This window comes from Variovorax sp. V213, from assembly GCF_041154455.1.
Classification (GTDB): domain Bacteria; phylum Pseudomonadota; class Gammaproteobacteria; order Burkholderiales; family Burkholderiaceae_C; genus Variovorax.
This window is the reverse complement of record NZ_AP028664.1, coordinates 4879912-4903464: the sequence shown is the minus strand read 5'-3', so window position 1 is coordinate 4903464 and position 23553 is coordinate 4879912. Positions and strand designations below refer to the sequence as shown.

Annotated in this window: 24 protein-coding genes; 17 read left to right on the top strand and 7 right to left on the bottom strand. The window is 67.5% G+C overall.

What is annotated here, in order from left to right:
* The first annotated feature begins 12 nt into the window (after window positions 1–12).
* The 11 genes from ACAM55_RS23140 (at window position 13) to ACAM55_RS23090 (ending at window position 10219) form a co-directional block, all read left to right on the top strand.
* Window positions 13–1017, top strand: coding sequence for an ABC transporter substrate-binding protein (locus tag ACAM55_RS23140; RefSeq protein WP_369653767.1), 1005 nt, complete (start codon window positions 13–15; stop codon window positions 1015–1017).
* 2 nt (window positions 1018–1019) lie between these two features.
* Window positions 1020–1853: an ABC transporter permease gene (locus ACAM55_RS23135; protein WP_369653766.1), complete on the top strand. Its 834-nt coding sequence runs from the start codon at window positions 1020–1022 to the stop codon at window positions 1851–1853.
* A gap of 123 nt (window positions 1854–1976) precedes the next feature.
* Window positions 1977–2810, top strand: coding sequence for an ABC transporter ATP-binding protein (locus ACAM55_RS23130; protein WP_369653765.1), 834 nt, complete (start codon window positions 1977–1979; stop codon window positions 2808–2810).
* Window positions 2807–3187: an oxalurate catabolism protein HpxZ gene (gene hpxZ / locus ACAM55_RS23125; protein ID WP_369653764.1), complete on the top strand. Its 381-nt coding sequence runs from the start codon at window positions 2807–2809 to the stop codon at window positions 3185–3187. The genes ACAM55_RS23130 and hpxZ overlap by 4 nt, the downstream gene beginning before the upstream one ends.
* Window positions 3188–3240: 53 nt before the next feature.
* Window positions 3241–4359, top strand: coding sequence for a BMP family ABC transporter substrate-binding protein (locus ACAM55_RS23120; RefSeq protein ID WP_369653763.1), 1119 nt, complete (start codon window positions 3241–3243; stop codon window positions 4357–4359).
* Window positions 4360–4370: 11 nt separating this feature from the next.
* Entirely contained in the window at window positions 4371–5453 is a 1083-nt protein-coding gene (locus ACAM55_RS23115; RefSeq protein WP_369653762.1) for an ABC transporter permease, read from the top strand.
* Complete coding sequence (locus ACAM55_RS23110; protein WP_369653761.1) at window positions 5450–6373, top strand: ABC transporter permease; 924 nt, start codon at window positions 5450–5452, stop codon at window positions 6371–6373. Before ACAM55_RS23115 ends, ACAM55_RS23110 begins: the two co-directional genes overlap by 4 nt.
* A 5-nt stretch (window positions 6374–6378) precedes the next feature.
* Window positions 6379–7071, top strand: a complete 693-nt coding sequence (locus tag ACAM55_RS23105) for a cysteine hydrolase family protein (RefSeq protein WP_369653760.1) — start codon at window positions 6379–6381, stop codon at window positions 7069–7071.
* A 7-nt stretch (window positions 7072–7078) separates the two neighbouring features.
* Window positions 7079–8701 (top strand): ABC transporter ATP-binding protein, encoded by a 1623-nt coding sequence (locus ACAM55_RS23100; RefSeq protein ID WP_369653759.1) that lies wholly within the window; start codon window positions 7079–7081, stop codon window positions 8699–8701.
* Between the two features lie 70 nt (window positions 8702–8771).
* Complete coding sequence (locus tag ACAM55_RS23095; RefSeq protein WP_369653758.1) at window positions 8772–9443, top strand: cysteine hydrolase family protein; 672 nt, start codon at window positions 8772–8774, stop codon at window positions 9441–9443.
* Entirely contained in the window at window positions 9440–10219 is a 780-nt protein-coding gene (locus tag ACAM55_RS23090) for a GntR family transcriptional regulator (protein ID WP_369653757.1), read from the top strand. The genes ACAM55_RS23095 and ACAM55_RS23090 overlap by 4 nt, the downstream gene beginning before the upstream one ends.
* Here ACAM55_RS23090 and ACAM55_RS23085 read toward each other — a convergent pair whose 3' ends face one another.
* Window positions 10220–11023 (bottom strand): exodeoxyribonuclease III, encoded by an 804-nt coding sequence (locus ACAM55_RS23085; protein WP_369653756.1) that lies wholly within the window; start codon window positions 11021–11023, stop codon window positions 10220–10222.
* A 12-nt stretch (window positions 11024–11035) separates the two neighbouring features.
* Between ACAM55_RS23085 and pyrE the strand changes: the two genes are divergently transcribed.
* Both pyrE and ACAM55_RS23075 read left to right on the top strand, forming a co-directional pair.
* Complete coding sequence (gene pyrE, locus ACAM55_RS23080) at window positions 11036–11719, top strand: orotate phosphoribosyltransferase (RefSeq protein WP_369653755.1); 684 nt, start codon at window positions 11036–11038, stop codon at window positions 11717–11719.
* Window positions 11720–11730: 11 nt separating this feature from the next.
* Window positions 11731–12423, top strand: a complete 693-nt coding sequence (locus tag ACAM55_RS23075) for a DUF4124 domain-containing protein (RefSeq protein WP_369653754.1) — start codon at window positions 11731–11733, stop codon at window positions 12421–12423.
* 108 nt (window positions 12424–12531) lie between these two features.
* Here the strand turns inward: ACAM55_RS23075 and gatB are convergent, their stop codons facing one another.
* From gatB to gatC, 3 genes are read right to left on the bottom strand one after another with little or no spacing between them, the layout of a single operon-like run.
* Window positions 12532–14022: an Asp-tRNA(Asn)/Glu-tRNA(Gln) amidotransferase subunit GatB gene (gene gatB, locus ACAM55_RS23070; RefSeq protein ID WP_369653753.1), complete on the bottom strand. Its 1491-nt coding sequence runs from the start codon at window positions 14020–14022 to the stop codon at window positions 12532–12534.
* A gap of 1 nt (window position 14023) precedes the next feature.
* Window positions 14024–15511 carry an Asp-tRNA(Asn)/Glu-tRNA(Gln) amidotransferase subunit GatA gene (gatA, locus tag ACAM55_RS23065; protein ID WP_369653752.1) on the bottom strand — a complete coding sequence of 496 codons (1488 nt, stop codon included), beginning with the start codon at window positions 15509–15511 and terminating at the stop codon, window positions 14024–14026.
* On the bottom strand, window positions 15508–15807 hold the full coding sequence (gene gatC, locus ACAM55_RS23060; RefSeq protein WP_369653751.1) for an Asp-tRNA(Asn)/Glu-tRNA(Gln) amidotransferase subunit GatC: 300 nt from the start codon (window positions 15805–15807) through the stop codon (window positions 15508–15510). Before gatC ends, gatA begins: the two co-directional genes overlap by 4 nt.
* A gap of 214 nt (window positions 15808–16021) precedes the next feature.
* Here gatC and ACAM55_RS23055 point away from each other — a divergent pair, with 214 nt between their 5' ends.
* The 4 genes from ACAM55_RS23055 (at window position 16022) to mrdA (ending at window position 20662) form a co-directional block, all read left to right on the top strand.
* On the top strand, window positions 16022–17065 hold the full coding sequence (locus tag ACAM55_RS23055; protein ID WP_007833435.1) for a rod shape-determining protein: 1044 nt from the start codon (window positions 16022–16024) through the stop codon (window positions 17063–17065).
* 83 nt (window positions 17066–17148) lie between these two features.
* On the top strand, window positions 17149–18123 hold the full coding sequence (gene mreC / locus ACAM55_RS23050; RefSeq protein WP_369653750.1) for a rod shape-determining protein MreC: 975 nt from the start codon (window positions 17149–17151) through the stop codon (window positions 18121–18123).
* Window positions 18120–18641 (top strand): rod shape-determining protein MreD, encoded by a 522-nt coding sequence (mreD, locus tag ACAM55_RS23045; RefSeq protein ID WP_369653749.1) that lies wholly within the window; start codon window positions 18120–18122, stop codon window positions 18639–18641. The genes mreC and mreD overlap by 4 nt, the downstream gene beginning before the upstream one ends.
* Window positions 18642–18694: 53 nt before the next feature.
* Window positions 18695–20662 carry a penicillin-binding protein 2 gene (gene mrdA, locus ACAM55_RS23040; RefSeq protein WP_369653748.1) on the top strand — a complete coding sequence of 656 codons (1968 nt, stop codon included), beginning with the start codon at window positions 18695–18697 and terminating at the stop codon, window positions 20660–20662.
* A gap of 40 nt (window positions 20663–20702) precedes the next feature.
* Here mrdA and fahA read toward each other — a convergent pair whose 3' ends face one another.
* From fahA to ACAM55_RS23025, 3 genes are read right to left on the bottom strand one after another with little or no spacing between them, the layout of a single operon-like run.
* The gene (gene fahA, locus ACAM55_RS23035) at window positions 20703–21971 is read right to left on the bottom strand and encodes a fumarylacetoacetase (RefSeq protein ID WP_369653747.1); all 1269 of its coding nucleotides are present in this window, start codon (window positions 21969–21971) and stop codon (window positions 20703–20705) included.
* Between the two features lie 44 nt (window positions 21972–22015).
* The gene (gene hmgA, locus ACAM55_RS23030) at window positions 22016–23326 is read right to left on the bottom strand and encodes a homogentisate 1,2-dioxygenase (RefSeq protein WP_369653746.1); all 1311 of its coding nucleotides are present in this window, start codon (window positions 23324–23326) and stop codon (window positions 22016–22018) included.
* Between the two features lie 31 nt (window positions 23327–23357).
* Window positions 23358–23552, bottom strand: coding sequence for a DUF2783 domain-containing protein (locus tag ACAM55_RS23025; RefSeq protein ID WP_369653745.1), 195 nt, complete (start codon window positions 23550–23552; stop codon window positions 23358–23360).
* Window position 23553: the final 1 nt, after the last annotated feature.

Here is a 23553-nt window from a genome sequence, read left to right as displayed (position 1 = left end):
CGAGGAGTCTTCATGAGCACCCCTGAGAAATCGTCCGCCGCCGCGTCGCGCCGCCAGCTGCTGCAGGCCGGCGCCGCGGGGCTGGCCGTGCTGGCTGCGCCCGCCATCGTGCGCGCGCAAGCCGCGCCGAAGATCCGCATCGGCTTCTGGCCCGTGGCCGCGGGCCTGCCCTTCTTTGCCGCGGTCGACCGCGGCTACTTCAAGGAAGCCGGGCTCGACGTGGAGCCGCTCAAGTTCGCGGGCGCGCAGCAGGTCATGGAAGGCATGCTCGCGGGCCGCTGCGACGGCAGCTCCAACGGCACCGGCTCGGCCAACCTCGCCATCGGCGAGATCGCGCAGCCAGGGCTCTTCAAGATCTTCTGCACCAACCCGAGCAACGCCAAGTTCGTGCTCGACGAATTCATCGTCGCCAAGGACAGCCCGATCAAGACCATGGCCGATCTGGCCGGCAAGAAGATCGCGTCCGGCCCCGGCATCCAGAACGTGACCCTGTGCAAGACCATGCTCGAACGCGCGGGCGCCAAGGGCGCCACGGTGAGCGAGCTGCCCATCGGCCAGCACGTGGCCGCGCTCGTCGCGGGGCAGGTCGACGCCTGCTACACGCTCGAGCCCACCGGCACCGTGGGCCGCATGAACGGCACCACGCGCGTCATCGAGGCCGGCGTGGTCGCCAGGTACATCCTCGGCGACCCGATGGCGCCCTGGCATGGCGGCGCGGCCAGCCTCACCAGCGAGTTCATCAAGAAGAACCCCGATGCGGCAAGGAAGTACATCGCCGCCTATGCGCGCGGCGTGGACCTGGTGCGCAGCAAACCCGACGACGCGCGCCAGCACATGAAGGGCTACACCGCCATCGAAGGCAGCCTCACGGCCGAAGTGCCGCTCGCCTCGTACATGCTCTACAACGAGTTCAAGCCGAGCGACGTCGCGTACTTCCAGAAGTTCTACGACCTGTTCACCGAAAAGGGCATCTTCGAGAAGAAGGTGCTGGTGGACGGCCTGCTCTACAAAGCCTGACCATGGCCGACGCAAGCACGACCACGGCCGCGCCGTGGACACCACCGGCCGCCGGTGCCAATGCGGCGACGATACCCAAGCCGCCGCTGCGCGACCGGCTGCTGCCCTTCATCGGCCCCGTGGTGCTGTTCATCGCGTGGGACCTGGCGGTGCGGCTGGGCTTCATCAAGCCGATCCTGCTGCCCACCCCCGCCGACACCGTTGCGGCGCTCATCACGGGGCTCGCGGGCGGGCTGCTGCTCACCGACTTTGCGATGACCGTGTGGCGCACGCTGCAGGCCTTCGCGATTGCGGCGGTGGTCGGCGTGCCGCTGGGCGTGCTGCTCGGCAGCAACGAGAAGGCCTACCGCAGCGTCGAATTCCTGATCGACTTCTTCCGCTCCACGCCGTCATCCGCGCTGATTCCGCTGTTTCTCCTGATCTTCGGCGTGTCGGACGTCAACAAGGTGGCCATCGCGGCCTTCGGCGCGCTGCTGATCGTGGTGTTCAACAGTGCCTACGGCGTGATCAATGCGCGCAAGCAGCGCGTGATGGCGGCGCGCGTCATGGGCGCCTCGCGCTGGCAGATCTTCAAGGACGTGCTGGTGTGGGAAAGCCTGCAGCCCAGCTTCGTGGGTTTGCGCTCGGCGGTGTCGATGGCGCTGGTGATCGTCATCGTGGCCGAGATGTTCATCGGCTCCGACGCCGGCCTCGGCCACCGGATCATCGATGCGCAGCAGGTGCTCAATGTGAAGAGCATGTATGCGGCCATCCTCGCGGCGGGTGCCCTGGGCTATGCGCTCAACATCCTCTTTCTCATTGCCGAGCGCCGCATCGTGCACTGGAGCGGAAGGTAATGGACCACCCCCAGGCTTGCTCGCTGCGCGTAGCCGCCCACCCCCTGCGAGGGGGCGCTGCCTGCGGCCCGGCAAAGCCGGTTCCGTGGCAGCTCACGCAAAGATCCCGACAGGAGCGCATCCATGCGAGCTTCAACTGACATCGTCGTCAACGGCCCGGTGTACGCCGATGTGCCCAGGCCCGTCTTCAAGCCCGGTCCGGCCGGCACGCACATCACCATTCGCGGGCTCACCAAGTACTTTGCGGGCTGGCCGCTGTACGAGAACTTCGACCTCGACATTCCCAAGCACAGGATCGTCTCGGTGTTCGGGCCCAACGGCTGCGGCAAGTCCACGCTCATCAACATGATCGCGGGGCTCGTCCCCATCGATTCGGGCGAGATTCTGTTCGACGGCAAGCAGCGCAAGGACACCAAGATCGGCTACGTGTTCCAGAACTACCGCGAGGCGATGTTCCCGTGGATGCGCACCATCGACAACATCGCCTATCCGCTGAAGCTCGAAGGGCGCAGCAAGACCGAGGTCGACCGGCGCATGGAAGAGCTGGTGGCGTCCTTCGACGTCAAGTTCGACCTCAAGCGCTTTCCCTACGAGCTCTCGGGCGGCCAGCAGCAGACTGCGTCGATCATGCGGGCGCTCGCGCCCAACCCCGAGGTGCTGTTTCTCGACGAGCCTTTTTCAGCGCTCGATTTCGAGATGACGCTCTTCATCCGCGAGAAGCTGCAAGAAGTGTTCATGCAGACCGGCACCACCATGCTGCTGGTGTCGCACGACCTCGAAGAGGCCGTGTACCTGGCCGACGAGGTGCTGCTCCTGACCAAGCGGCCGACCAAGGTGGCCGAGATCCTGCGCTACGGCGACGCACGCCCGCGCACCCTCGAGACGCTGAGCAGCGACAGCTTCGTGGCGACAAAGAAGCTCAGCCTCGACATCTTCCAGCGCGAGGTTCGTCGATGACTCTGGAGATCAACATCCCCGAGGTGCTCGCCGAAGTGGGGGCCGTGTTCGCGCGCTACGAAGAAGCGCTCGTCACCAACCAGCGCGCGGTGCTCGACGAGTTGTTCTGGAACAGCCCGTACACGCTGCGCTACGGCTTTTCGGAGAACCACTACGGCCACGCCGACATCAGCGCGTTCCGCGCATCGCTGCCGATGCAGAGCCCGCCGCGCGAGCTGTTGCGGACCGTGATCACCACCTATGGGCGCGACTTTGCGACCGCCAACGTCGAGTTCCGCCGCGAAGGCAGCCGCCAGACCGGCCGCCAGAGCCAGACCTGGCTGCGCACCGCCGACGGCTGGCGCGTGGTCGCCGCGCACGTGAGCCTGATGGACTGAACACGCAGGCACATTTTTTGCACCCCAACTTGTATCCAAGATCGGAGAAAGCCATGACGAGCACCATCAATCGCCGCGATTCCCTCAAATCCCTGGCTGCGCTCGGCGCCGCCGGCACCCTGGGGGGCTGGAGCGCCCTCGCCGGTGCACAAGCCAAGCCGCTGACCGTCGGCGTGATCTACGTCGGTGCACGCGACGACTACGGCTACAACCAGGCGCACGCCATGGCCGCGGCCGAGGTCAAGAAGCTGCCCGGCGTCAAGGTGGTGGAAGAAGAGAACGTGCCCGAGACCGCCGCCGTGCAGAAGACCATGGCCGGCATGATCTCGCAGGACGGCGCCAAGCTGCTGTTCCCCACCTCGTTCGGCTACTTCGATCCGCACATTCTCGCGATGGCTCCCAAGAACCCCGACGTGCGCTTTTCGCATTGCGGCGGCCTCTGGACCGAAGGCAAGCACCCCAAGAACGTCGGCAGCTTCTTCGGCTACATCGACGAATGCCAGTTCCTGAACGGCGTGATCGCGGCGCACATGACCAAGAGCAACAAGATCGCTTTCGTCGCCGCCAAGCCGATTCCGCAGGTGCTGCGCAACATCAACGCCTTCACGCTCGGCGCACGCTCGGTCAAGCCCGGCATCACCTGCAGCGTGATCTTCACGGGCGACTGGTCGATGGCCGTGAAGGAAGCGGAAGCCACCAACAGCCTGGCCGACCAGGGCTGCGACGTGTTCACCATGCACGTCGACGGCCCCAAGGTGGTGGTGGAGACGGCGGCCAAGCGCGGCAAGATGGTCTGCGGCTACCACGCGAGCCAGGCCAAGCTGGCGCCCAACGCATACCTCACCGGTGCCGAGTGGAACTGGCTCACGGCGTACAAGACCGTCATCGAGGCCGCGCAAAGCGGCAAGCCGCATCCGAACTTCTTGCGCGGCGGCCTGAAGGAAGGCTACGTGAAGATGTCCGCCTACGGCCCCATGGTGCCGGACGCCGCGAAGAAGCAGGCCGACGAGATCAAGGCCAAGATGATCGCGGGCACCTTCGACATCTTCAAGGACGGCATCAAGGACAACAAGGGCGCCGTCGTGGTGCCGGCCGGCAAGGTCTTGAAGCAGACCGACCTCGAGCTCGAGAAGATGAACTACCTCGTCGAAGGCGTGGTCGGCCAGGTCTGAGTTCCACGCCCATGCGCCACGCCCTCAAGGAATTCGCCCTGCCGGTGTTCGCCATTGCGGCGGCGCTGCTGCTGTTCGGCGTACTGGTGGCCTTTGCCGGGGTCGATCCGGTGGAGGTCTGGGCGACGTTGTTCAAGGGCGCGTTCGGCGACTGGTTTTCGTGGCAGAACACCTTGCAGCGCGCCGCGCCGCTGATGCTCACGGCCTTGTGCGTGGCGCTGCCCGCGCGCGCGGGGCTCATCGTCATCGGCGGCGAAGGCGCGCTGGTGCTGGGCGGCCTGGCCTCGGCCGCGCTCGCGCACGCGGTGCCGCTGCCCGGCAATGGGGTGGGCACGGTGGTGGTCTGCCTTGCCGGCGCGGTGGCTGGCGCGCTGTGGATTGTCCTTGCGGGCTGGCTGCGCCAATACCGCGGCATCAACGAAACCATCAGCAGCCTGCTGCTGGCCTACATCGCGATCGGCATCTTCAAGCACCTGGTCGAAGGGCCCCTGCGCGACCCGGCGAGCCTCAACAAGCCGTCGACCTACGCGCTCGACGCCGGCTTGCTGATCGGCGGCATCGGCGGCTCCGACGTCCACTGGGGCTTGGCCATCGGCGTGGTGGCGTGCCTGGGACTCGGGTGGTGGCTGCGTGCCACGGCCTCGGGCTTTTCGGTGCGCGTGGTGGGCGGCAATCCGCGCACCGCGCAGCTCGTCGGGCTGCCGGCCACGCGGCTCATCCTCGGCGCCTGCGGACTCGGCGGCGCCTGCGCCGGGCTCGCGGGCGCGGTCGAGGTGGCGGCGGTGCACACCAACGCCAATGCCTCGCTGATCGCGGGCTACGGCTATGCGGGCATCCTCGTGTCCTTCATCGCGCGGCACAACCCGGTGGCCATCGTGCCGGTCGCCATTCTCTTCGGCGGCTTCGGTGCGGCCGGCAGCCTGCTGCAGCGCCGGCTCGGCCTGCCCGATGCCTCGGTGCTGGTGCTGCAGGGCATTGCCTTCGTGCTCATTCTTGCGAGCGAGGGGCTGCGCATGGTCGACTGGAAGGCACTGAGCCGAAGGGCCGCTCCCAAGGCGAATGCCGCGGCGCGCGGCGCGGAGGCCGTCCAATGACCGCGGACCAGTGGATCGCGCTCGTGGCCGGCATCGTCGGCGGTGCGTTGCGCGTCGGCGCGCCATTCCTGTTCGTGAGCCTGGGCGAATGCCTCACCGAAAAGTCGGGCCGCATCAACCTCGGGCTCGAAGGCGTGCTGGTGCTCTCGGCCATGGCGGCCTTCGGCGGCGCGTATCTCACCGATTCGGCGTGGCTCGGTGTGCTCATCGGCGCGGGGGCGGGCGCATTGCTTGCGCTGCTGCACGGCCTGCTGTGCTCGCTCGACCGCGTGAACGACGTGGCCACCGGCATCGCCTTGATGCTGCTCGGCACGGGGCTCGCGTTCTACCTGGGCAAGCCACTCATCCAGCCGCAGGCGCCGCAGATTCCCGCGATACCGCTCGGCTTCTGGAGCGACAACCCGGTGGTGCGCTCCGCCTTGCAGCTCAATGCGCTGGTGCCCGTGGGCGTGGGGCTGGCCGTGCTGCTCTGGTGGGGCTTTGCGCGCACACGCGCCGGCTTGCTGGTGCGCATGGCCGGCGATTCGGCGCAGGCCACGCGCGCGCTCGGCTATTCGGTGTCGGGCCTGCGCATTGCGGCGACGACGGCGGGCGGCTTCATCGCGGGGCTCGGCGGTGCGTCGCTCACGCTGTTCTATCCGGGCAGCTGGAACGAAGGCATCTCCAGCGGCCAGGGCCTGATCGCGGTGGCGCTGGTGATCTTCGCGCGCTGGAGCCCGCTGCGCTGCGTGGGCGCGGCGCTGCTCTTCGGCGGCGCGGGCGCCATCGGGCCCGCGCTGCAGTCCATCGGCGTCGGCTGGGGCTACCACCTGTTCAACACCGTGCCCTACGTGCTCACGCTGGTGATCCTGGTGCTCACCTGCAAGCCGGGCACGGCAGCCGCCGGAAGCCCCGGCGAACTTTCATCGACAAGGAACTGAATGCCATGATCGCCCGCCACATTGCCGCCGAGCCCTATGCCTGGCCCTACAACGGCGCGCTGAGGCCCGACAACACCGCGCTCATCGTCATCGACATGCAGACCGATTTCTGCGGCAAGGGCGGATATGTCGACGTGATGGGCTACGACCTCTCGCTGGTGCAGGCGCCGATCCAGCCGATTGCGCGCACGCTCGCGGCGCTGCGGCCGTTGGGCTATCACGTCATCCACACGCGCGAAGGCCATCGGCCGGACCTGGCCGACCTGCCCGCCAACAAGCGCTGGCGTTCGCGGCAGATTGGCGCCAACGGCGTGGGCATCGGCGACGACGGGCCGTGCGGGCGCATCCTGGTGCGCGGCGAGCCGGGCTGGGAGATCATTCCGGAACTAGCGCCGCTGCCCGGCGAGGTGGTGATCGACAAGCCCGGCAAGGGCTCGTTCTATGCGACGGACCTCGAACTGATCCTGCGCACGCGCGGCATCGAGAACCTGATTCTCGCGGGCATCACCACCGACGTGTGCGTGCACACGACGATGCGCGACGCCAACGACCGCGGCTTCGAATGCCTGCTGCTGTCCGACTGCACCGCCGCCACCGACCACGGCAACCATCTGGCGGCACTGAAGATGATCACGATGCAGGGCGGCGTGTTCGGTGCCCACGCCACCTCGCAGGCGCTGTTGAGTGCCCTGGGCTGATGCGGCCATGACCGATTCTTCCGCCGCCGCCCATGCTCCGCACGCCCCCCACGCCATTGGCGCGCTGCCGAGCGGCAGCGGCGCGCTCGCGCTCGACACCTACGAGCTGACCAAGCGCTTCGGCGCCTTCACCGCGATGGACCGCGTGACGATGCGCGTCGAGCCCGGTACGGTGCACGCGCTGCTCGGCGAAAACGGCGCAGGCAAGAGCACGCTGGTGAAGTGCGTCGCCGGCTTCCAGCGTGCGGAAGAAGGCAGCATCCTGATCGACGGCCGCGAGCAGGACATTGCCAACCCCATCGTGGCGCGCGCGCTCGGCATCGGCATGGTCTACCAGCACTTCACGCTGGCGCCGGGCATGACGGTGGCCGAGAACCTGCTGCTCGCGGGCGGCAAGACGCCGGCGCTGATCGACTGGAAGGCGAAGCGGGCCGAACTCAAGGCCTTTCTGGCGACCACGCCCTTCAGCCTCGATCTCGACGTGCGGCCATCGGAGCTCGCGGCGGGCGAAAAGCAGAAGCTCGAACTGCTCAAGCAGCTCTATCTGAAGCCGCGCCTCTTGATCCTCGACGAACCGACCTCGGTGCTTACGCCGCAGGAGGCCGACGAGGTGCTCGGCCATGTGCGCGAATTCGCGCGCAGCGGCCTGTGCACGGTGCTCATCATCACGCACAAGTTCCGCGAGGTGATGGCCTATGCCGACAGCGTGACGGTGCTGCGCCGCGGCAAGGCGGTGCACCATTGCCGGGTGGCGGACACGAGCCCTGCGCAGTTGGCGCAGGCCATGATGGGTGGCCAAGCTGCGGTGTCGTCGGCGCCGGCCGCATCGCCTGCCGCCAGAAAGCCCGTGCCTGCTGCAGCGCCCGTCGCATTGAAGGTCGAAGGCCTCGAGGCGCAGGGCGACCGCGGCACGCTGGCGCTGCACGATCTGGGCCTCTCGGTGCGCGCAGGCGAGATCCTCGGCGTGGCGGGCGTCTCGGGCAACGGGCAGCGCGAGCTGGTCGAAGCCCTGGTCGGGCAGCGTCCGCGGCTCGCCGGCAAGGTGAGCGTCATGGGCCAGCCGTACGGCGCGCGCCGCGGCGAGAACCGCAGCCTCAAGGTGCGCAGCCTGCCCGAGGAGCCGCTGCGCAATGCCTGCGTGGGCGACCTCAGCGTGGCGGAGAACATGGCGCTGCGCGATTTCGACAGGCCCCCGTTGTCGCGCGGCGGAGTGTTGAATTTTCCGTTGTGGCGCAGCCGGGCGCGCGAGTGGATTGCCGAATACGGGGTCAAGACGCAGGGCGAGGGCGCCGCGATCCGCAGCCTCTCGGGCGGCAACGTGCAGCGCGCGGTGCTGGCGCGCGAGCTCGCGGGCGACATCAATGTGCTGATCGCGGCGAATCCCGTGTTTGGCCTCGACTTCGCCGCCGTGGCCGAGATCCACGAGCGCATCGTGCAGGTGCGCGAGAAGGGCGGGGCGGTGCTGCTGATCAGCGAAGACCTCGACGAGTTGCTGGAACTGGCCGACCGCATCGTCGTGATGAGCGAAGGACGGATCGTGTTCGAGACTTCCGCGGCGGGGGCCGAAAGGCACGTGATCGGGGCGCACATGGGCGGCGGACATCATGAGCCGCTGAAGGCCGTGGCATGAGTGCCCTGCCGCCTGTTGCGGGGCTGCCCGGGATGCGGTTTTCTCGCCCTTGAAACACCGGAGACACGACATGCGAGTAGAAGCCGCAAACCCTTTCGCCTACGAATTCGAACTGGAGAAGACAGCGCTGGTCCTCATCGACATGCAGCGCGACTTCATCGAGCCCGGCGGCTTCGGCGAAACACTGGGCAACGACGTGTCCTTGCTGGAAGCGATCGTTCCGGCCACCCGCGCGGCTCTGGCGGCATGGAGAGAAGCAGGCGGTCTCGTGGTGCACACCCGAGAGGCGCACAAGCCCGACCTCTCCGATTGCCCGCCAGCCAAGCGCAACCGCGGCAGCCCTGCGTTGCGCATCGGCGACGAAGGCCCGATGGGGCGCATCCTCGTGGCTGGCGAACCGGGCAACCAGATCATCGAGGCGCTGGCGCCCGTCAGCGGCGAGATCGTCATCGACAAGCCCGGCAAGGGTGCGTTCTATGCCACCGGTTTACATGAGCTGCTGCAACAGCGCGGCATCACGCACCTGCTGTTCGGCGGCGTCACCACCGAAGTCTGCGTGCAGACCTCGATGCGCGAAGCCAACGACCGCGGCTACGACTGCCTCTTGCTCGAAGACTGCACCGAGAGCTACTTTCCGGCCTTCAAGGCCGCCACGCTCGACATGGTCCGCGCCCAGGGCGGCATCGTCGGCTGGACCGCGCCGAGCAGCGCGCTGCTGGCGGCGCTTCGCGGCGGGCAATGACAGCGACTACCATTCCATACGTGCCTACCGTTCGTTCCCGCTCCGCCTCACCCGCATCTGCCGTTCACGCCGCTGGCGCGACAACCGTTTTTCGGACACGCGCCGACGAGGTCTACGCCCAGCTCAAGCGCGACGTGGCCGATTTCATCCTCGTGCCCGGCGACCGCTTCACCGAGAACGAGATCAGCGAGCGGCTCGGCGTCTCGCGCACGCCCGTGCGGCAGGCGCTGTTCCGCCTCCAGCAGGAAGGCTTCGTCGAAGTGCTGTTTCGCAGCGGCTGGCGCGTGCTGCCCTTCGACTTCGACCAGTTCGAACAGCTCTATGACCTGCGCATGGTGCTGGAAACCACCGCCGTGCATCGCCTGTGCGAAGCCGACCGCCGCGTCGACCGCAGCCTGCTCGACGCGCTGGCCGATATCTGGCTCGTGCCGGCGGCCCAGCGCAGCAGCGACACCACGCAGGTGGCCCAGTGGGACGAGGCTTTTCATTGCGCGATCGTGGCTGCCGCGGGCAACGCCGAGATGGCGCGCGTCCACAGCGACGTGACCGACCGCATCCGCATCATCCGCCGGCTCGACTTCACCCAGCAGCCACGCATCGATGCCACCTACGAGGAGCACGGCAAGATCCTGAAAGCCATCCGTGCGAACCGGGGGGACCAGGCCGCGATGCTGCTGCGCGCGCACATCGAGACCAGCCAGGCCGAGGTGCGCAAGATCACGCTGCACCAGGTGCACCTGGCTCGGCATGCCGGAAAGACGGCCGCGCCGCGCTGATCAGAGCGTGAAGTCGTACTCGACCGTGATCGGTGCGTGGTCGCTGAACTTGATGGTCTTGTAGATCTGCTCGGTGCGCGCCAGGGCGCCGAGCGCCGATGTGGCCAGGTGGTAGTCGAGCCGCCATCCCACGTTGTTGGCATAGGCCTGGCCGCGGTTGCTCCACCATGTGTAGGCCTCGGCCGTGGTCTCGGGCTTGAGCATGCGATAGACGTCCACCAGGCCCGCACCGTCGGTGCCCGCGTCGAGCAGCCGCGTCATCCAGGCGCGCTCCTCGGGCAGGAAGCCGCTGTTCTTCTGGTTGCCGCGCCAGTTTTTGAGGTCGATCTCCTTGTGCGCGATGTTGATGTCGCCGCAGAGGATGAATTCGCGCTCTTTCTTGAGCGCGACGAGGTGCGGGAAGAATCCCTTCAGGAACCGGAACTTGGCTTCCTGCCGCTCCTCGCCCGAGCTGCCGCTCGGAAAATAGCAGCTGATGATCGACAGCTTGCGGGCGGGGGTGTCGAAGCGCAGTTCGAGATACCGGCCTTCGGCGTCGAATTCGGCGTCGCCCCAGCCCACGACGACATCGCTGGGCGCGTGTTTCGTGTAGATCGCGGTGCCGGCGTAGCCTTTTTTCTCGGCGAAATGAAAGTGGCCCTTGAGCCCTGCCATTTCTTCGAAGCGGCCCTCGATGTCGCTCGCCTGGACCCGGATTTCCTGCATGCAAATACAATCCGGCGCAAGTTCGGCCACCCAGTCCGCCACCCCTTTCGTGGCGGCCGAACGCAGGCCATTGAGATTGAGGCTGGTCAGTTTGAACACAAGGAAATTCCGATGGCTGTAGATGGTGTGGAAAGCAGTGCGGTGGCGCAGGACTTCGTCCAGTTCGCACTCGACGCGGGTGTGCTGCGCTTTGGCGAGTTCAAGACCAAGGCCGGCCGGCTGAGCCCCTATTTCTTCAATTCGGGCCTCTTCGACGACGGCGCCAAGATCGCGCGGCTCGCCGGATTCTATGCAGACCGGCTGATCGAGAGCGGTGTCGAGTTCGACATGATCTTCGGCCCTGCCTACAAGGGCATTCCGTTGGGCGCCACGGTGGCCGCCGAACTGGCCCGGCGCGGCCGCAACTACCCCTTTGCCTACAACCGCAAGGAAGCCAAGGCGCACGGCGAGGGCGGCAACCTGGTGGGCGCGCCGCTCAAGGGCCGGGTGCTGATCGTCGATGACGTGATGTCGGCTGGAACCGCGGTGCGCGAGTCGATCGCCGCCATCGAGGCTGCCGGCGCCACGCCGCATGCCGTGGCCATTGCGCTCGACCGACAGGAAAAAGCCACCGAGAACGGCGTGGACGTGGATCACAGCGCGGTGCAGTACGTGCGCAACCAGCTGGGCCTGGCGGTGGTGGCCATTGCCACGCTGGACGACCTCTTGAACTATCTGTCAGGCAGTGCCGCCGCCGACCTGGGCGCGCACCGGGAGCGCGTGCTCGCCTACCGCGCGCGCTACGGCGCCCGCTGAGGTCCGCCGCCATGCCTGTGCGCAAGCTCGAGGACCAGACCGTGCGGCCGCTCGCCGCAGCGGCACTGCTGCTGTTGATGATGGCGGTGCTGCTGATGTTGCCCGCCGAAGTGCCGGCGCAGCCTGCAACACCGGCACCCGCCAGTATCTACACCTGCACCGACGCCCGCGGCCGCACCCTCACGGCCGACCGTCCGATTGCCGAATGCACCGACCGCGAGCAGCGCGAACTGAATCCAAGCGGCACCACGCGCCGGCGCGTCGAGCCGACCTATACCCCCCGTGAACTGGCCGAGCGCGAAGACCGCGCGCGCGAAGCGGCGCTGCAGGCTGCGCGCCAGCTCGACGAGCGCCGGCGCGAGCGCGCATTGCTGGTGCGCTATCCCAACGTCACGGTGCATGACCGCGAGCGGGGTGAGGCGCTGGTGCAGATCGATGCGGTGATCCAGGCGGCCAGGAAGCGCCTGGAGGAGCTCGCGGAGGACCGCAAGCGGATCGAGGAGGAGCTCGAGTTCTACAAGCACGACGTCAGCAAGGCGCCGGGCGCGGTGCGCCGCAAGCTCGAGGACAACACGCAGAGCGTGGCGGTGCAGAACCGCTTCATCGGCGAGCAGGAAGACGAGAAGAAGCGCGTGAACGCGCGCTTCGACGAAGAGCGCGCGCGCCTCAGGCAGCTCTGGTCGCCGCAGAACGGCGGGAAGTAGCTCGCCCCCAGGCTCCGCGCACTTCGTGTCGCTTCTCCCTCCCCCTACCGGGGGCGATACCGGCGGCCCGGCAAAGCCGGTTCCGCGGTATCCCGCGAATAAATCCGATCAGGCCAGTTTGGCCTTGAGGAGTTCGGTGACTTGGGCGGGGTTCGCCTTGCCGCCGCTGGCCTTCATGACCTGGCCCACGAGGCCGTTGAGGGCCTTTTCCTTGCCGGCGCGGTATTCGTCGACGTTCTTCTGGTTCTTGGCGATGACCTCGTCCAGGATCTTGTCGAGCGCGCCGGCGTCGCTCATGGGCTTCAGGTCCTTGGCTTCGATGATGGCGTCGACGTCGCTGCCTTCGCCGGTCCAGAGCGCCTCGAACACCTGGCGCGCGGCGTTGTTGGGCAGCGTGCCGTCGGCAATGCGCTTCACCAGCTGGGCCAGCTGCTGCGCCGTGACCGGCGCGGCCTCGATGCCGATTTCTTGCGCGTTCAGGCGGCGCGCCATTTCGCCGGTGATCCAGTTGCTGGCGAGCTTGGGTGTGGCGCCGGCTTTCACCGCGTCGTCGAAATAGCGTGCGAGCGCGGGGCCCTGCGTGAGCTGCGCCGCGTCGTATTCCGACATGCCGTAGTCGCGCACGTAGCGCTCGGCCATGGCGCGCGGCAGTTCGGGCATGGTGGCGCGCACGCGCTCGATCCATTCGGGCTCGATGGCCAGCGGCGGCAGGTCCGGGTCGGGAAAGTAGCGGTAGTCGGCCGCGTCTTCCTTGGTGCGCATGGTGCGCGTCTCGCCGGTGTCGGGGTCGAACAGCACGGTGGCCTGCTCGATCTTGCGGCCGTCCTCGAGCTCGTTGATCTGCGAGTTGATCTCGTAGTCGATGGCCTGCTGCATGAACTTGAAGCTGTTCAGGTTCTTGATCTCGCGCCGCGTGCCGAGCTTTTCTCCGGGCCTGCGCACCGACACGTTGGCGTCGCAGCGAAAGCTGCCTTCCTGCATGTTGCCGTCGCAGATGCCGATCCAGGTGACGATCTTGTGCAGCTCGCGCGCATAGGCCACGGCCTCGGCGGTGGAGCGCATGTCGGGCTCGGTCACGATCTCCAGGAGCGGCGTGCCGGCGCGGTTCAGGTCGATGCCGCTCTGGCCGATGAAGTCTTCGTGCAGCGACTTGCCCGCGTCTTCCTCGAGGTGGGCGCGCACCAGGCGCACGGTCTTCTTTTCTTCGCCGAGGAAGAACGAGACCGAGCCGCCCTGCACGACCGGGATCTCGTACTGGCTGATCTGGTAGCCCTTGGGCAGGTCGGGGTAGAAATAGTTCTTGCGCGCGAACACGCTGCGCGGCGCAATGTGCGAGCCGAGCGCCAGGCCCAGCTTGATGGCGCGCTCGACGGCGCCCTTGTTCATCACCGGCAGCGTGCCGGGCAGCGCGAGGTCCACCGCGCAGGCCTGCGTGTTGGGCTCGGCGCCAAAGGCGGTGGAGGCGCGGCTGAAGATCTTGCTCGCGGTCGACAGTTGCGCGTGCGTCTCGAAGCCGATGATGACTTCATAGCCGCGCACCAGCGGGCCGGTCGGGCGGCCCTGTTGCTGTGCTTCGAAAGTGTTCACGGGTTCGCTCATCTCAAAAGCCCTCCGGCGTGCGTGTGTGCCAGTCGGTGGCCTGCTGGAAGCGGTGCGCCGCATTCAGCAGCTTCGCTTCGCCGAAGTAGTTGCCGATCAGTTGCAAACCAACGGGCATGCCGGAGTCGAAGCCCGCGGGCACGCTCATGCCGGGAAGACCGGCCAGCGACGCGGGCAGCGTGAAGATGTCGGCGAGGTAGTCGGCCACCGGGTCGCCGCCGTGTTCGCCGATCTTCCATGCGGTGGTCGGCGCGGCGGGGCCGGCGATCACGTCGCACTGCTTGAAGGCCTGCTGGAAATCGTCGGCGATGATGCGGCGAACCTTCTGCGCCTGCAGGTAGTACGCGTCGTAGTAGCCATGCGACAGCACGTAGGTGCCGATCATGATGCGGCGCTTCACCTCGTCGCCGAAGCCTTCGGCGCGCGTGCGCTCGTACATGTCGGCCAGGTCCTTGTACTGCTTCGCGCGGTGGCCGAACTTGACGCCGTCGAAGCGGCTCAGGTTGCTCGAGGCCTCGGCCGCGGCCAGGATGTAGTACACGGGAATCGACAGCTCGGTGAGCGGCAGCGTGACTTCGACGCGCCTGGCGCCGAGCTTCTCGTATTGCGCGAGCGCGGCATCGATGGCGGCGTGCACGCCAGGCGCCACGCCCTCGCCGAAGAATTCCTTCGGCACGCCGATGCGCAGGCCTTCGAGCGAGTCGTTCAGCGAGCGGCCGAAGTTCTCGGCGGGCTTGTCGAGCGAGGTCGAGTCGCGGTCCAGGTCGGGGCCGCAGAAGGCCGACAGCAGCAGCGCGCAGTCTTCGGCCGAGCGGGCCATCGGGCCGGCCTGGTCGAGGCTCGACGCGAAGGCCACCATGCCGTAGCGCGAGGCACGGCCGTAGGTCGGCTTGATGCCCGTGACGCCGCAGAACGACGCCGGCTGGCGGATCGAGCCGCCGGTGTCGGTGCCGGTGGCCGCGGGCGCGAGGCGCGCCGCCACGGCGGCCGCGCTGGCGCCCGAGGAGCCTCCCGGAATGCGTTCGCGGTTCCAGGGGTTCCGTACCGGCACGGCCTTGTCGTGGCCCACGGCGGGCACGGCGACGTTCTCGTTGGCCGAGCCCATCGCGAATTCGTCGCAGCTCAGCTTGCCGAGCGTGACCGCGCCGGCCTCGGCCAGTCGGCGCACCACCGTGGCGTCGAAGGGCGAGCGGTAGCCCGCGAGCATCTTCGAGCCGGCGGTGGTGGCGAAATTGGTGGTGACGAAGATGTCCTTGTGGGCAATCGGCACGCCGGCCAGTGCGGGGGCGTTGCCAGCGGCAATTTGCGCGTCGGCCTTTCGGGCCTGGGCCAGCGTGACTTCTTCGTTCACGTCGACAAAGGTGCCGAGCGATTCGTGGGCCTTCATGCGGCCGAGGAAGACCTGCGCCGTTTCGACGGCCGAGACCTTGCGCTCGGCCAGGGCCTTGGCCAGGGCGACCACGCCCATTTGATGCAATTCGCCGCTCATTCGATCACCTTGGGCACGAGGAACAGGCCGGCTTCGACCGCCGGGGCGCTCTTCTGGTTGGCTTCGCGGTTGTCGGGTTCGCTCACCACGTCGTCGCGCAGGCGCAGCGTGACGTCCTCGAGGGCTGCCACCGGATGGGCCAGCGGCTCGACGCCGGTGGTGTCGACCGAGCGCATGCGCTCGACCAGGTCAAAAAAGCCGTTGATCTGGCTGAGCATGCGCTCGCTTTCGTCGGGAGCAAGCTGCAGCCGTGCCAGCGAGGCAATGCGTGCAATATCTGAAGCGGAAAGGGACATGGATGAAACCGGCCAAAAAAACCGGAGGTAATGCACGCAGGAGGGGGTGCTGACACGGGATTCAGAGGGGATTCGGGTATTATCCCGCCTTTGCCGCAACCCCCGCGAACGCGCCGGCTTTTGCGCCAAAAACGATCAATACACCCCGTCACACGACCCAAAAACAGAGCGACGACCTGCCGACGCGCAGGCCGTGCTCCAGAGGATTCCGCACATGTTTGGAGCTTTCCGTCGGTACTTTTCCACCGACCTTGCGATCGACCTCGGCACCGCCAACACACTGATATTCGCCCGCAACAAGGGCATCGTGCTGGACGAGCCCTCGGTTGTCGCCATCCGCCACGAAGGCGGCCCCCATGGCAAGAAGGTGATCCAGGCCGTCGGCCGCGAGGCCAAGGCCATGCTGGGCAAGGTGCCCGGCAACATCGAGGCGATCCGCCCGATGAAGGACGGCGTGATTGCCGACTTCGTGATCACCGAGCAGATGATCAAGCAGTTCATCAAGATGGTGCATCCGCGCACGCTGCTCACGCCGAGCCCGCGCATCATCATCTGCGTGCCCTGCGGCTCCACCCAGGTCGAGCGCCGCGCCATCAAGGACGCGGCCGAAGCGGCCGGTGCTACTTCCGTCTACCTCATCGAAGAACCCATGGCCGCGGCCATCGGCGCCGGCCTGCCCGTGAGCGAGGCTTCGGGGTCGATGGTGGTCGACATCGGCGGCGGCACCACCGAGGTGGGCGTCATCAGCCTGGGCGGCATGGTCTACAAGGGCTCGGTGCGCGTGGGCGGCGACCGCTTCGACGAAGCCATCATCAACTACATCCGCCGCAACTACGGCATGCTGATCGGCGAGCCAACGGCCGAAGTCATCAAGAAGAACATCGGCTCGGCCTTCCCGGGCTCCGAGGTCAAGGAAATGGAAGTCAAGGGCCGCAACCTTTCCGAAGGCGTGCCGCGCAGCTTCACCATCAGCAGCAACGAAGTGCTGGAAGCCCTGACCGATCCGCTCAACAACATCGTCTCGGCCGTGAAGAACGCGCTGGAGCAGACGCCGCCCGAACTCGGCGCCGACATCGCCGAGCGCGGCATGATGCTGACCGGCGGCGGCGCCCTGCTGCGCGACCTCGACCGCCTGCTGGCCGAGGAAACCGGGCTGCCGGTGCTCGTGGCCGAAGACCCGCTGACCTGCGTGGTGCGCGGTTGCGGCATTGCCCTCGAGCGCATGGACCGCTTGGGAAGCATCTTCACGAGCGAGTGAATGCGCCACCGCCATCATCGGCCGGCTCTGCTTGCGCAGGCCGGCCTTTTTGCCATCTGACGTTGCACGGCCAGGCTTGAACCATGCCCTTGGGCACGCTCGATCGCACAGCCCCGCCCCTGTTCAACCAGGGGCAGTCGGCGCTGAGCAAGCTGATCTTCTTCGGCGCGCTGGCGCTGTTCCTGATGGTGGCCGACGCGCGCTTCCATCTCGTGCAGCCCCTTCGCGCGGCCGTCGGCGCGGTGCTCTACCCGGTGCAATGGGTGGCGCTCAAGCCGGTGCAGCTGGTGGTCGGCGGCAGTCGCTATCTCGAAGACCTGAAGACGGCGCAGCGCAACGAGGACGAGGCCCGCAAGGCGCTCATGCTGCAGGCCGAACGCGCGAGCCAGGCCGACACGCTGGCGCAGGACAACGCGCGGCTGCGTGCGCTGCTCGAACTGCGCCAGACCACCCAGGCGCCGGGCCGAGCGGCCGAGGTGCTCTATGACGCGGCCGACCCGTACACGCGCAAGATCGTCATCGACCAGGGGCTCACGCAGGGCGTGGCGCCCGGCTCGCCCGTGATCGACGCGCACGGCGTGCTCGGCCAGGTGACGCAGGTGCTGCCTTTCACCAGCGAAGTCACGCTGGTGATCGACCGCGATCTTTCCATCCCGGTGCAGAACACCCGCACCGGCGTGCGCAGCGTGGCCTTCGGCGACGCGTCGGCGCATGGCGGCGGGCTCGAGCTGCGCTTCATGGCCGCCAATGCCGATCTGCAGGAGGGCGACCTGCTCTCCACCAGCGGCGTCGATGGCGTCTATCCGCCGGGCCTGCCGGTGGCGAAGATCGAGCGCATCGAACGGCGTGCCGACTCGGCCTTTGCGCGCATCTACTGCGTGCCGCTGGCCCGCGTGACGGCAGCGCGCTACGTGCTGGTGCTGGCGCCCACGGGCACGCCCTCGGCACCGCCGCCCGCCGCGCCCGCCGCCGCGGTGCGCAAGAAGTCCGAGGCCAAGCCTGCCAAGGCGGACAAGGGCGACAAGGCCGACAAGAAAGCCGCGGAGCGCGCCCGATGATCAAACGTCCCGGACAACAGCAGCTCCTGCTGCCCGTGAGCCCGCTGTTCATGTGGGCGAGCCTCGTGGTGGCGCTGCTCATCAACATGATCCCGATCGGCCGGGCCGCATGGATGCCCGACCTGCTTGCCCTGGCCATCGTGTTCTGGGGCGTGCACCAGCCAATGCGCGTGGGCATTGGCGCGGCCTTCGTGTTCGGCCTGTGCATGGACGTGCACCAGGCTTCCATGCTGGGCCAGCACGCGCTGTCCTACACCACGCTGGGCTTCTTCGCGATCACCATCCACCGCCGCCTGCTCTGGTATCCGGTGGCATCGCAGGCATTGCAGGTGCTGCCGCTCTTCGCGGTTTCGCAACTGGTCGAGGTCGTCACGCGCATGGTTGGCGGCGGTGTGTTCCCGGGCTGGACCGTGCTCATCTCGCCGGCCATCGAGGCCTTGCTGTGGCCCTTGGCGACAGCGCTGCTGCTCGCGCCCCAGCGCCGCACGCCGGAACCCGACGAGAACCGTCCTCTTTAAAGCCAAAGCTTGCATTTGCCATCGCACTTGCCCGCGCCTAAGCTCCCACCGCCATGACCGAGATCCGCAACGTCGCAGCCGACCTCGCGCGCTTCAAGCGCCGCGTGATCGTGATCGGCATGGTGGTGCTCTTCGCCTTCAGCCTGCTCGGCGCGCGGCTGGTGTACCTGCAGGTGGTGCGGCATGAAGACCTGGCCGAGCAGGCCGAGAGCAACCGCACGGCCATCGTGCCGGTGGTGCCCAACCGCGGCCTGATCCTCGATCGCAACGGCATCGTGCTGGCCTCGAACTATTCGGCCTACACGCTGGAGATCACGCCCTCCAAGGTGGGCGACGTCGAGGAAACCATCGAGAGCCTGACACAGGTGCTCGAGGTCTCGCCGCGCGACCGCCGCCGCTTCAAGCGCCTGCGCGAGGATTCGCGCAGCTTCGACTCCATTCCGATCCGCACCCGCCTGAGCGACGAGGAGGTGGCGCGCTTCGCGGCGCAGCGCTACCGCTTCCCGGGCGTGGAGATCAAGGCGCGGCTGTTCCGCAACTACCCGCATGGCGAGATCGCCTCGCACGTGCTCGGCTACATCGGCCGCATCAACCAGCGCGAGAAGACCGCGATGGAAGACTGGGCTGAGGAAGACCAGGCCAACTACAAGGGCACCGACTACATCGGCAAGCTCGGCATCGAGCAAAGCTACGAGAAGACGCTGCACGGCCAGACCGGCGTCGAGCAGATGGAAACCTCGGCCGGCGGCCGCGCGGTGCGCCGCCTCGCCAGCCATCCCGCCACCCCCGGCAACACCGTGATGCTGTCGCTCGACATCAAACTGCAGAAGCTGGTGGAAGACATGTTCGGCGACCGCCGCGGCGCGCTGGTGGCCATCGACCCCAAGACCGGCGAGGTGCTGGCCTTCGTGAGCAAGCCCACCTTCGACCCCAACCTGTTCGTCGAAGGCATCGACACCGAAAGCTGGAAAGAGCTCAGCGAATCGCTCGACAAGCCGCTGCTCAACCGCGCCCTGCGCGGCACCTACCCGCCCGGCTCGACCTACAAGCCCTTCATGGCGCTGGCCGCGCTGCAGACCGGCAAGCGCGGCCCGAACGTGGTGGTGAACGACCCCGGGTACTTCAACTTCGGCGGCCACCGCTTCGGCAGCCCCGAGGGCAACATCGGCGGCGTCGACATGCGGCGCTCGATCCAGCTGTCGAGCAACATTTACTACTACTCGCTGGCCAACGAGATGGGCGTGGACCTGATCCACGACTTCATGAAGCCGCTGGGCTTCGGCCAGATCACCGGCATCGACCTGGGTGGCGAGGTGCGCGGCGTGTTGCCGAGCACCGAGTGGAAGCGCAACGCCTACAAGCGGCCCGAGCAGAAGAAGTGGTATGCGGGCGAGACCATTTCGCTGGGCATCGGCCAGGGCTACAACGCCTTCACCATGCTGCAGCTCGCGCAGGCCACGGCCATCGTGGCCGACGGCGGCATGAAGCACAAGCCGCACCTCGTGCTGGCCACGCGCAACACGGTGAGCGGGCAGGTGGCGCCAGTGCCCCAGCCGCCGGCCGAGAACCTCGGGTACACCGCGCCCAACGTCGCGGTCGTTCGGGAGGGCCTCACCAGCGTGGTCACCAGCGGTACCGCGCGCGGCGTGTTTGCCGGCGCCAGCTACCAGGCGGCCGGCAAGACCGGCACCGCGCAGGCCGTGACGCAGGCGCAGAACACCAAGTACAACGCGCGCGCGCTCGAGGAGCACCAGCGCGACCACGCCTTGTTCATGGCCTTTGCGCCGGTGAACGATCCGAAGATCGCCCTGGCGGTGATCGTCGAAAACGCCGGCTGGGGCGCCGGTGCCGCGGCACCCATCGCGCGCCGCGTGTTCGATTACTGGCTGCTGGACCAGTACCCGAGCGAGGCCGACATGGCCGCCATCAAGGTCGGCAAGGCTGCCGCGCCCATGGGCAAGCCGCGCGTGGCCAGCGAAGTGGCGTGGCCGGCGGCGGCCACCGCCGCAACTGCACCCTGAGTGTCTTGCTCCCTCTCCCAGAGGGAGAGGGGACAAGGCTCTAAGCCACTGTTCCGCTGACTTCCCCCAGGCCGATACGCACCGCCCCCGCGCGCTCGCAGTAGCCGCGCATGATCAGCGTGTCGCCATCTTCGAGAAAGGTGCGCTTCTCGCCGTTGGGCAGGGTGATCGCCTGCTTGCCGCCCAGCGTGAGTTCGATCAGCGAACCGGCCTCGTCGGGCTTGGAACCCGAGAGCGTGCCCGAGCCCAGCAGGTCGCCGGGCTGCAGGTTGCAGCCGTTCACCGTGTGGTGCGTGACGAGCTGCGCGGCGGTCCAGTAGGCGGCCTCGGTGGTGTTGCCGCGCGTGAGGCGCACGGGGGCTTCGCCCGCAGCGCGCATCTTCGCCGTCTGCAGCAGCACCTCGAGCGTGATGTCGAGCGCGCCGCTTTCGCGATTGGAGGGCGCATCGAGATACGGAAGCGGCTGCGGGTCTCCCGCCTGGCGCTCGAACCTGGCGCGGAACGGTGCCAGCGCTTCCATCGTCACGATCCACGGCGAGAGCGTGCTCGCGAAGTTCTTCGAGAGGAACGGCCCGAGCGGCTGGTATTCCCAGGCCTGCAGGTCGCGCGCCGACCAGTCGTTGAGCAGGGTCACGCCGAACAGATGGTCCTCGGCCTCGCCGATGCCGATCGGCTCGCCGAGCGCATTGCCGCGGCCGACAAAGAAACCAAGCTCCAGTTCGTAGTCGAGCCGCTTCGACGGGCCGAAGCTGGGCTCGGCCGCATCCGGCGCCTTGGTCTGCCCCTGCGGGCGCTTGAACACCTGGCCGCTCACGCAGATGGACGAGGCGCGGCCGTGATAGCCGATGGGCACCCACTTGTAGTTGGGCATCAGCGGCTGGTCGGGACGGAACAGCTTGCCGATGGTGGTCGCGTGATGGATGCCGGTGTAGAAGTCGGTGTAGTCGCCGATGCGGCAGGGCACGGTCATTTCGGCCTTGGCCTGCGGCAGCAGCGCCTTCGACCATGCCGCCTCTTTGCCGCTGCCTTCGGCAAGGCCGGCGGAGAGGGCAGCGCGCAGGGCCTGGCGGTCCTTCGCGCTGGCGCTCATCAGCGCGTTCATGTCATCGGTGTCGGCAAGGCCCGCGGCCCGGAGGTCGAGCACCTGGTCGCCGATGGCCACGCCGATGCGAAAGCCTTCGTCGCTGCCGGCGGTGCGGAAGCGCCCGAAGGGCAGGTTCTGGATCGGGAAGTCGCAGCCGGCCTCGTTGGCCGAGGCGACCCAGCTGCGCAGCTTCGGGTCATGGGTGGCGTTCAATGCGGTGGTCATGAGTGTCTTTCTGTGGGTGTCGGTTCGCGCGATCGGCGTCGGCGTCACGCCTTGAACTGGTCCTGGAGCCCGGCCCAGCAGTCCGCGTAATCGGTGTCGAGCGCCGGGCTCCGGAGCGCGAAGTTCGTCGGAATGAAGCGCAAGCGGCTCTCGAACATGAAGGCCAGCGTGTTGTCCAGCTTGTGCGGCTTCAGGTCGGAATGCGCGGCTTTGTCGAAGGCCTCCTCGTCCGGTCCGTGCGGCACCATGCAGTTGTGCAGGCTCGCGCCGCCGGGCTTGAAGCCGCCCGGCTTGGCGTCGTACTCGCCCAGCACCAGGCCCATGAATTCGCTCATGAGGTTGCGGTGGAACCATGGCGGACGGAAGGTGTTCTCCATCACCATCCAGCGCGGTGGGAAGATCACGAAGTCGCAGTTCGCGGTGCCGGGCGTGTCGGTGGGCGAGGTCAGCACGGTGAAGATCGAGGGATCGGGATGGTCGAAGCTGATGGAGCCGATCACCATGAAATTGGCCGTGTCGTACTTCACCGGCGCCAGGTTGCCATGCCATGCGACCACGTTGAAGGGCGACTGCTTCGTCGGCGCCTTCCAGAAGCGGCCGCCGAACTTCTTGACGAGTTCGTAGGCGCCGCCGTCTTCCTCGAAAGCCGCCACGGGCGCCTGGAAGTCGCGCGCGTTGGCCAGGCCGTTGGAGCCGATCGGGCCCAGCTCCGGCAGGCGGAAATGCGCGCCATAGTTCTCGCAGACATAGCCGCGGGAGAGTCCGTCGGGCAGCGCCACCTTGAACACCATGCCGCGCGGCAGCAGCGCAATTTCGCCGGGCTTCACGTCGAGCACGCCCAGCTCGGTCGTGATCACGAGGCGGCCCTGCTGCGGCACGACGAGCATCTCGCCGTCGGCGTTGACGAAGGCGCGGCGCTCCATCGAGCGGCCCGCCAGGTACATGAGCGAGCCGATGCCCACCTGCGCTTCGGCGTCGCCGTTGGCCGCGATCGTGTGCATGCCGTCGATGAAGTCGGCTTCGGCCGCGCCGTCGAGCGGCAGCGGATGCCAGCGCAGCGGCTCGGGCGGCAGCGCGATCTCGCGGTCGGCGCCGGTGGTCCAGTGCGCCTGCGCGTACGGCTGGTAGCGGCCCGACACCACCGAGGGCTGGCGGCGGTAGAGCCAGGTGCGGCGGTTCTCGCGGCGCGGCGCGGTAAAGGCCGTGCCCGAGAGCAGCTCGGTGTACAGGTCGAAGGGCGCGCGCTGCGGGTTGTTGCGGCCCTGCGGCAGGGCGCCCGCGACGGCCTCGCTGGCGTACTCGTTGCCGAAGCCGCTTTGATAGAGGCGTTCGGTGGCGGGGGTTGCGGTGGTCATGGTGTCCTCACGAGATGGCTTGTGGATGTATTTACTTCGCTGCCTCGAGCGCTTCGCGCAGCACGGCGAGCGAGCCGATGTGGTTGGCCAGCACCAGCACGAGGCGCGCGTTGTAGGCGTGGCTCTCTTCGGTGGAAAGCCCCTGGTGCGCCTCGATCAGCGCCTCGTAGAAATCGTCGGGCGCTTCGAGGTTCGGTGTGGTGGTCAGGTGGTGTTGCTGTTGCATG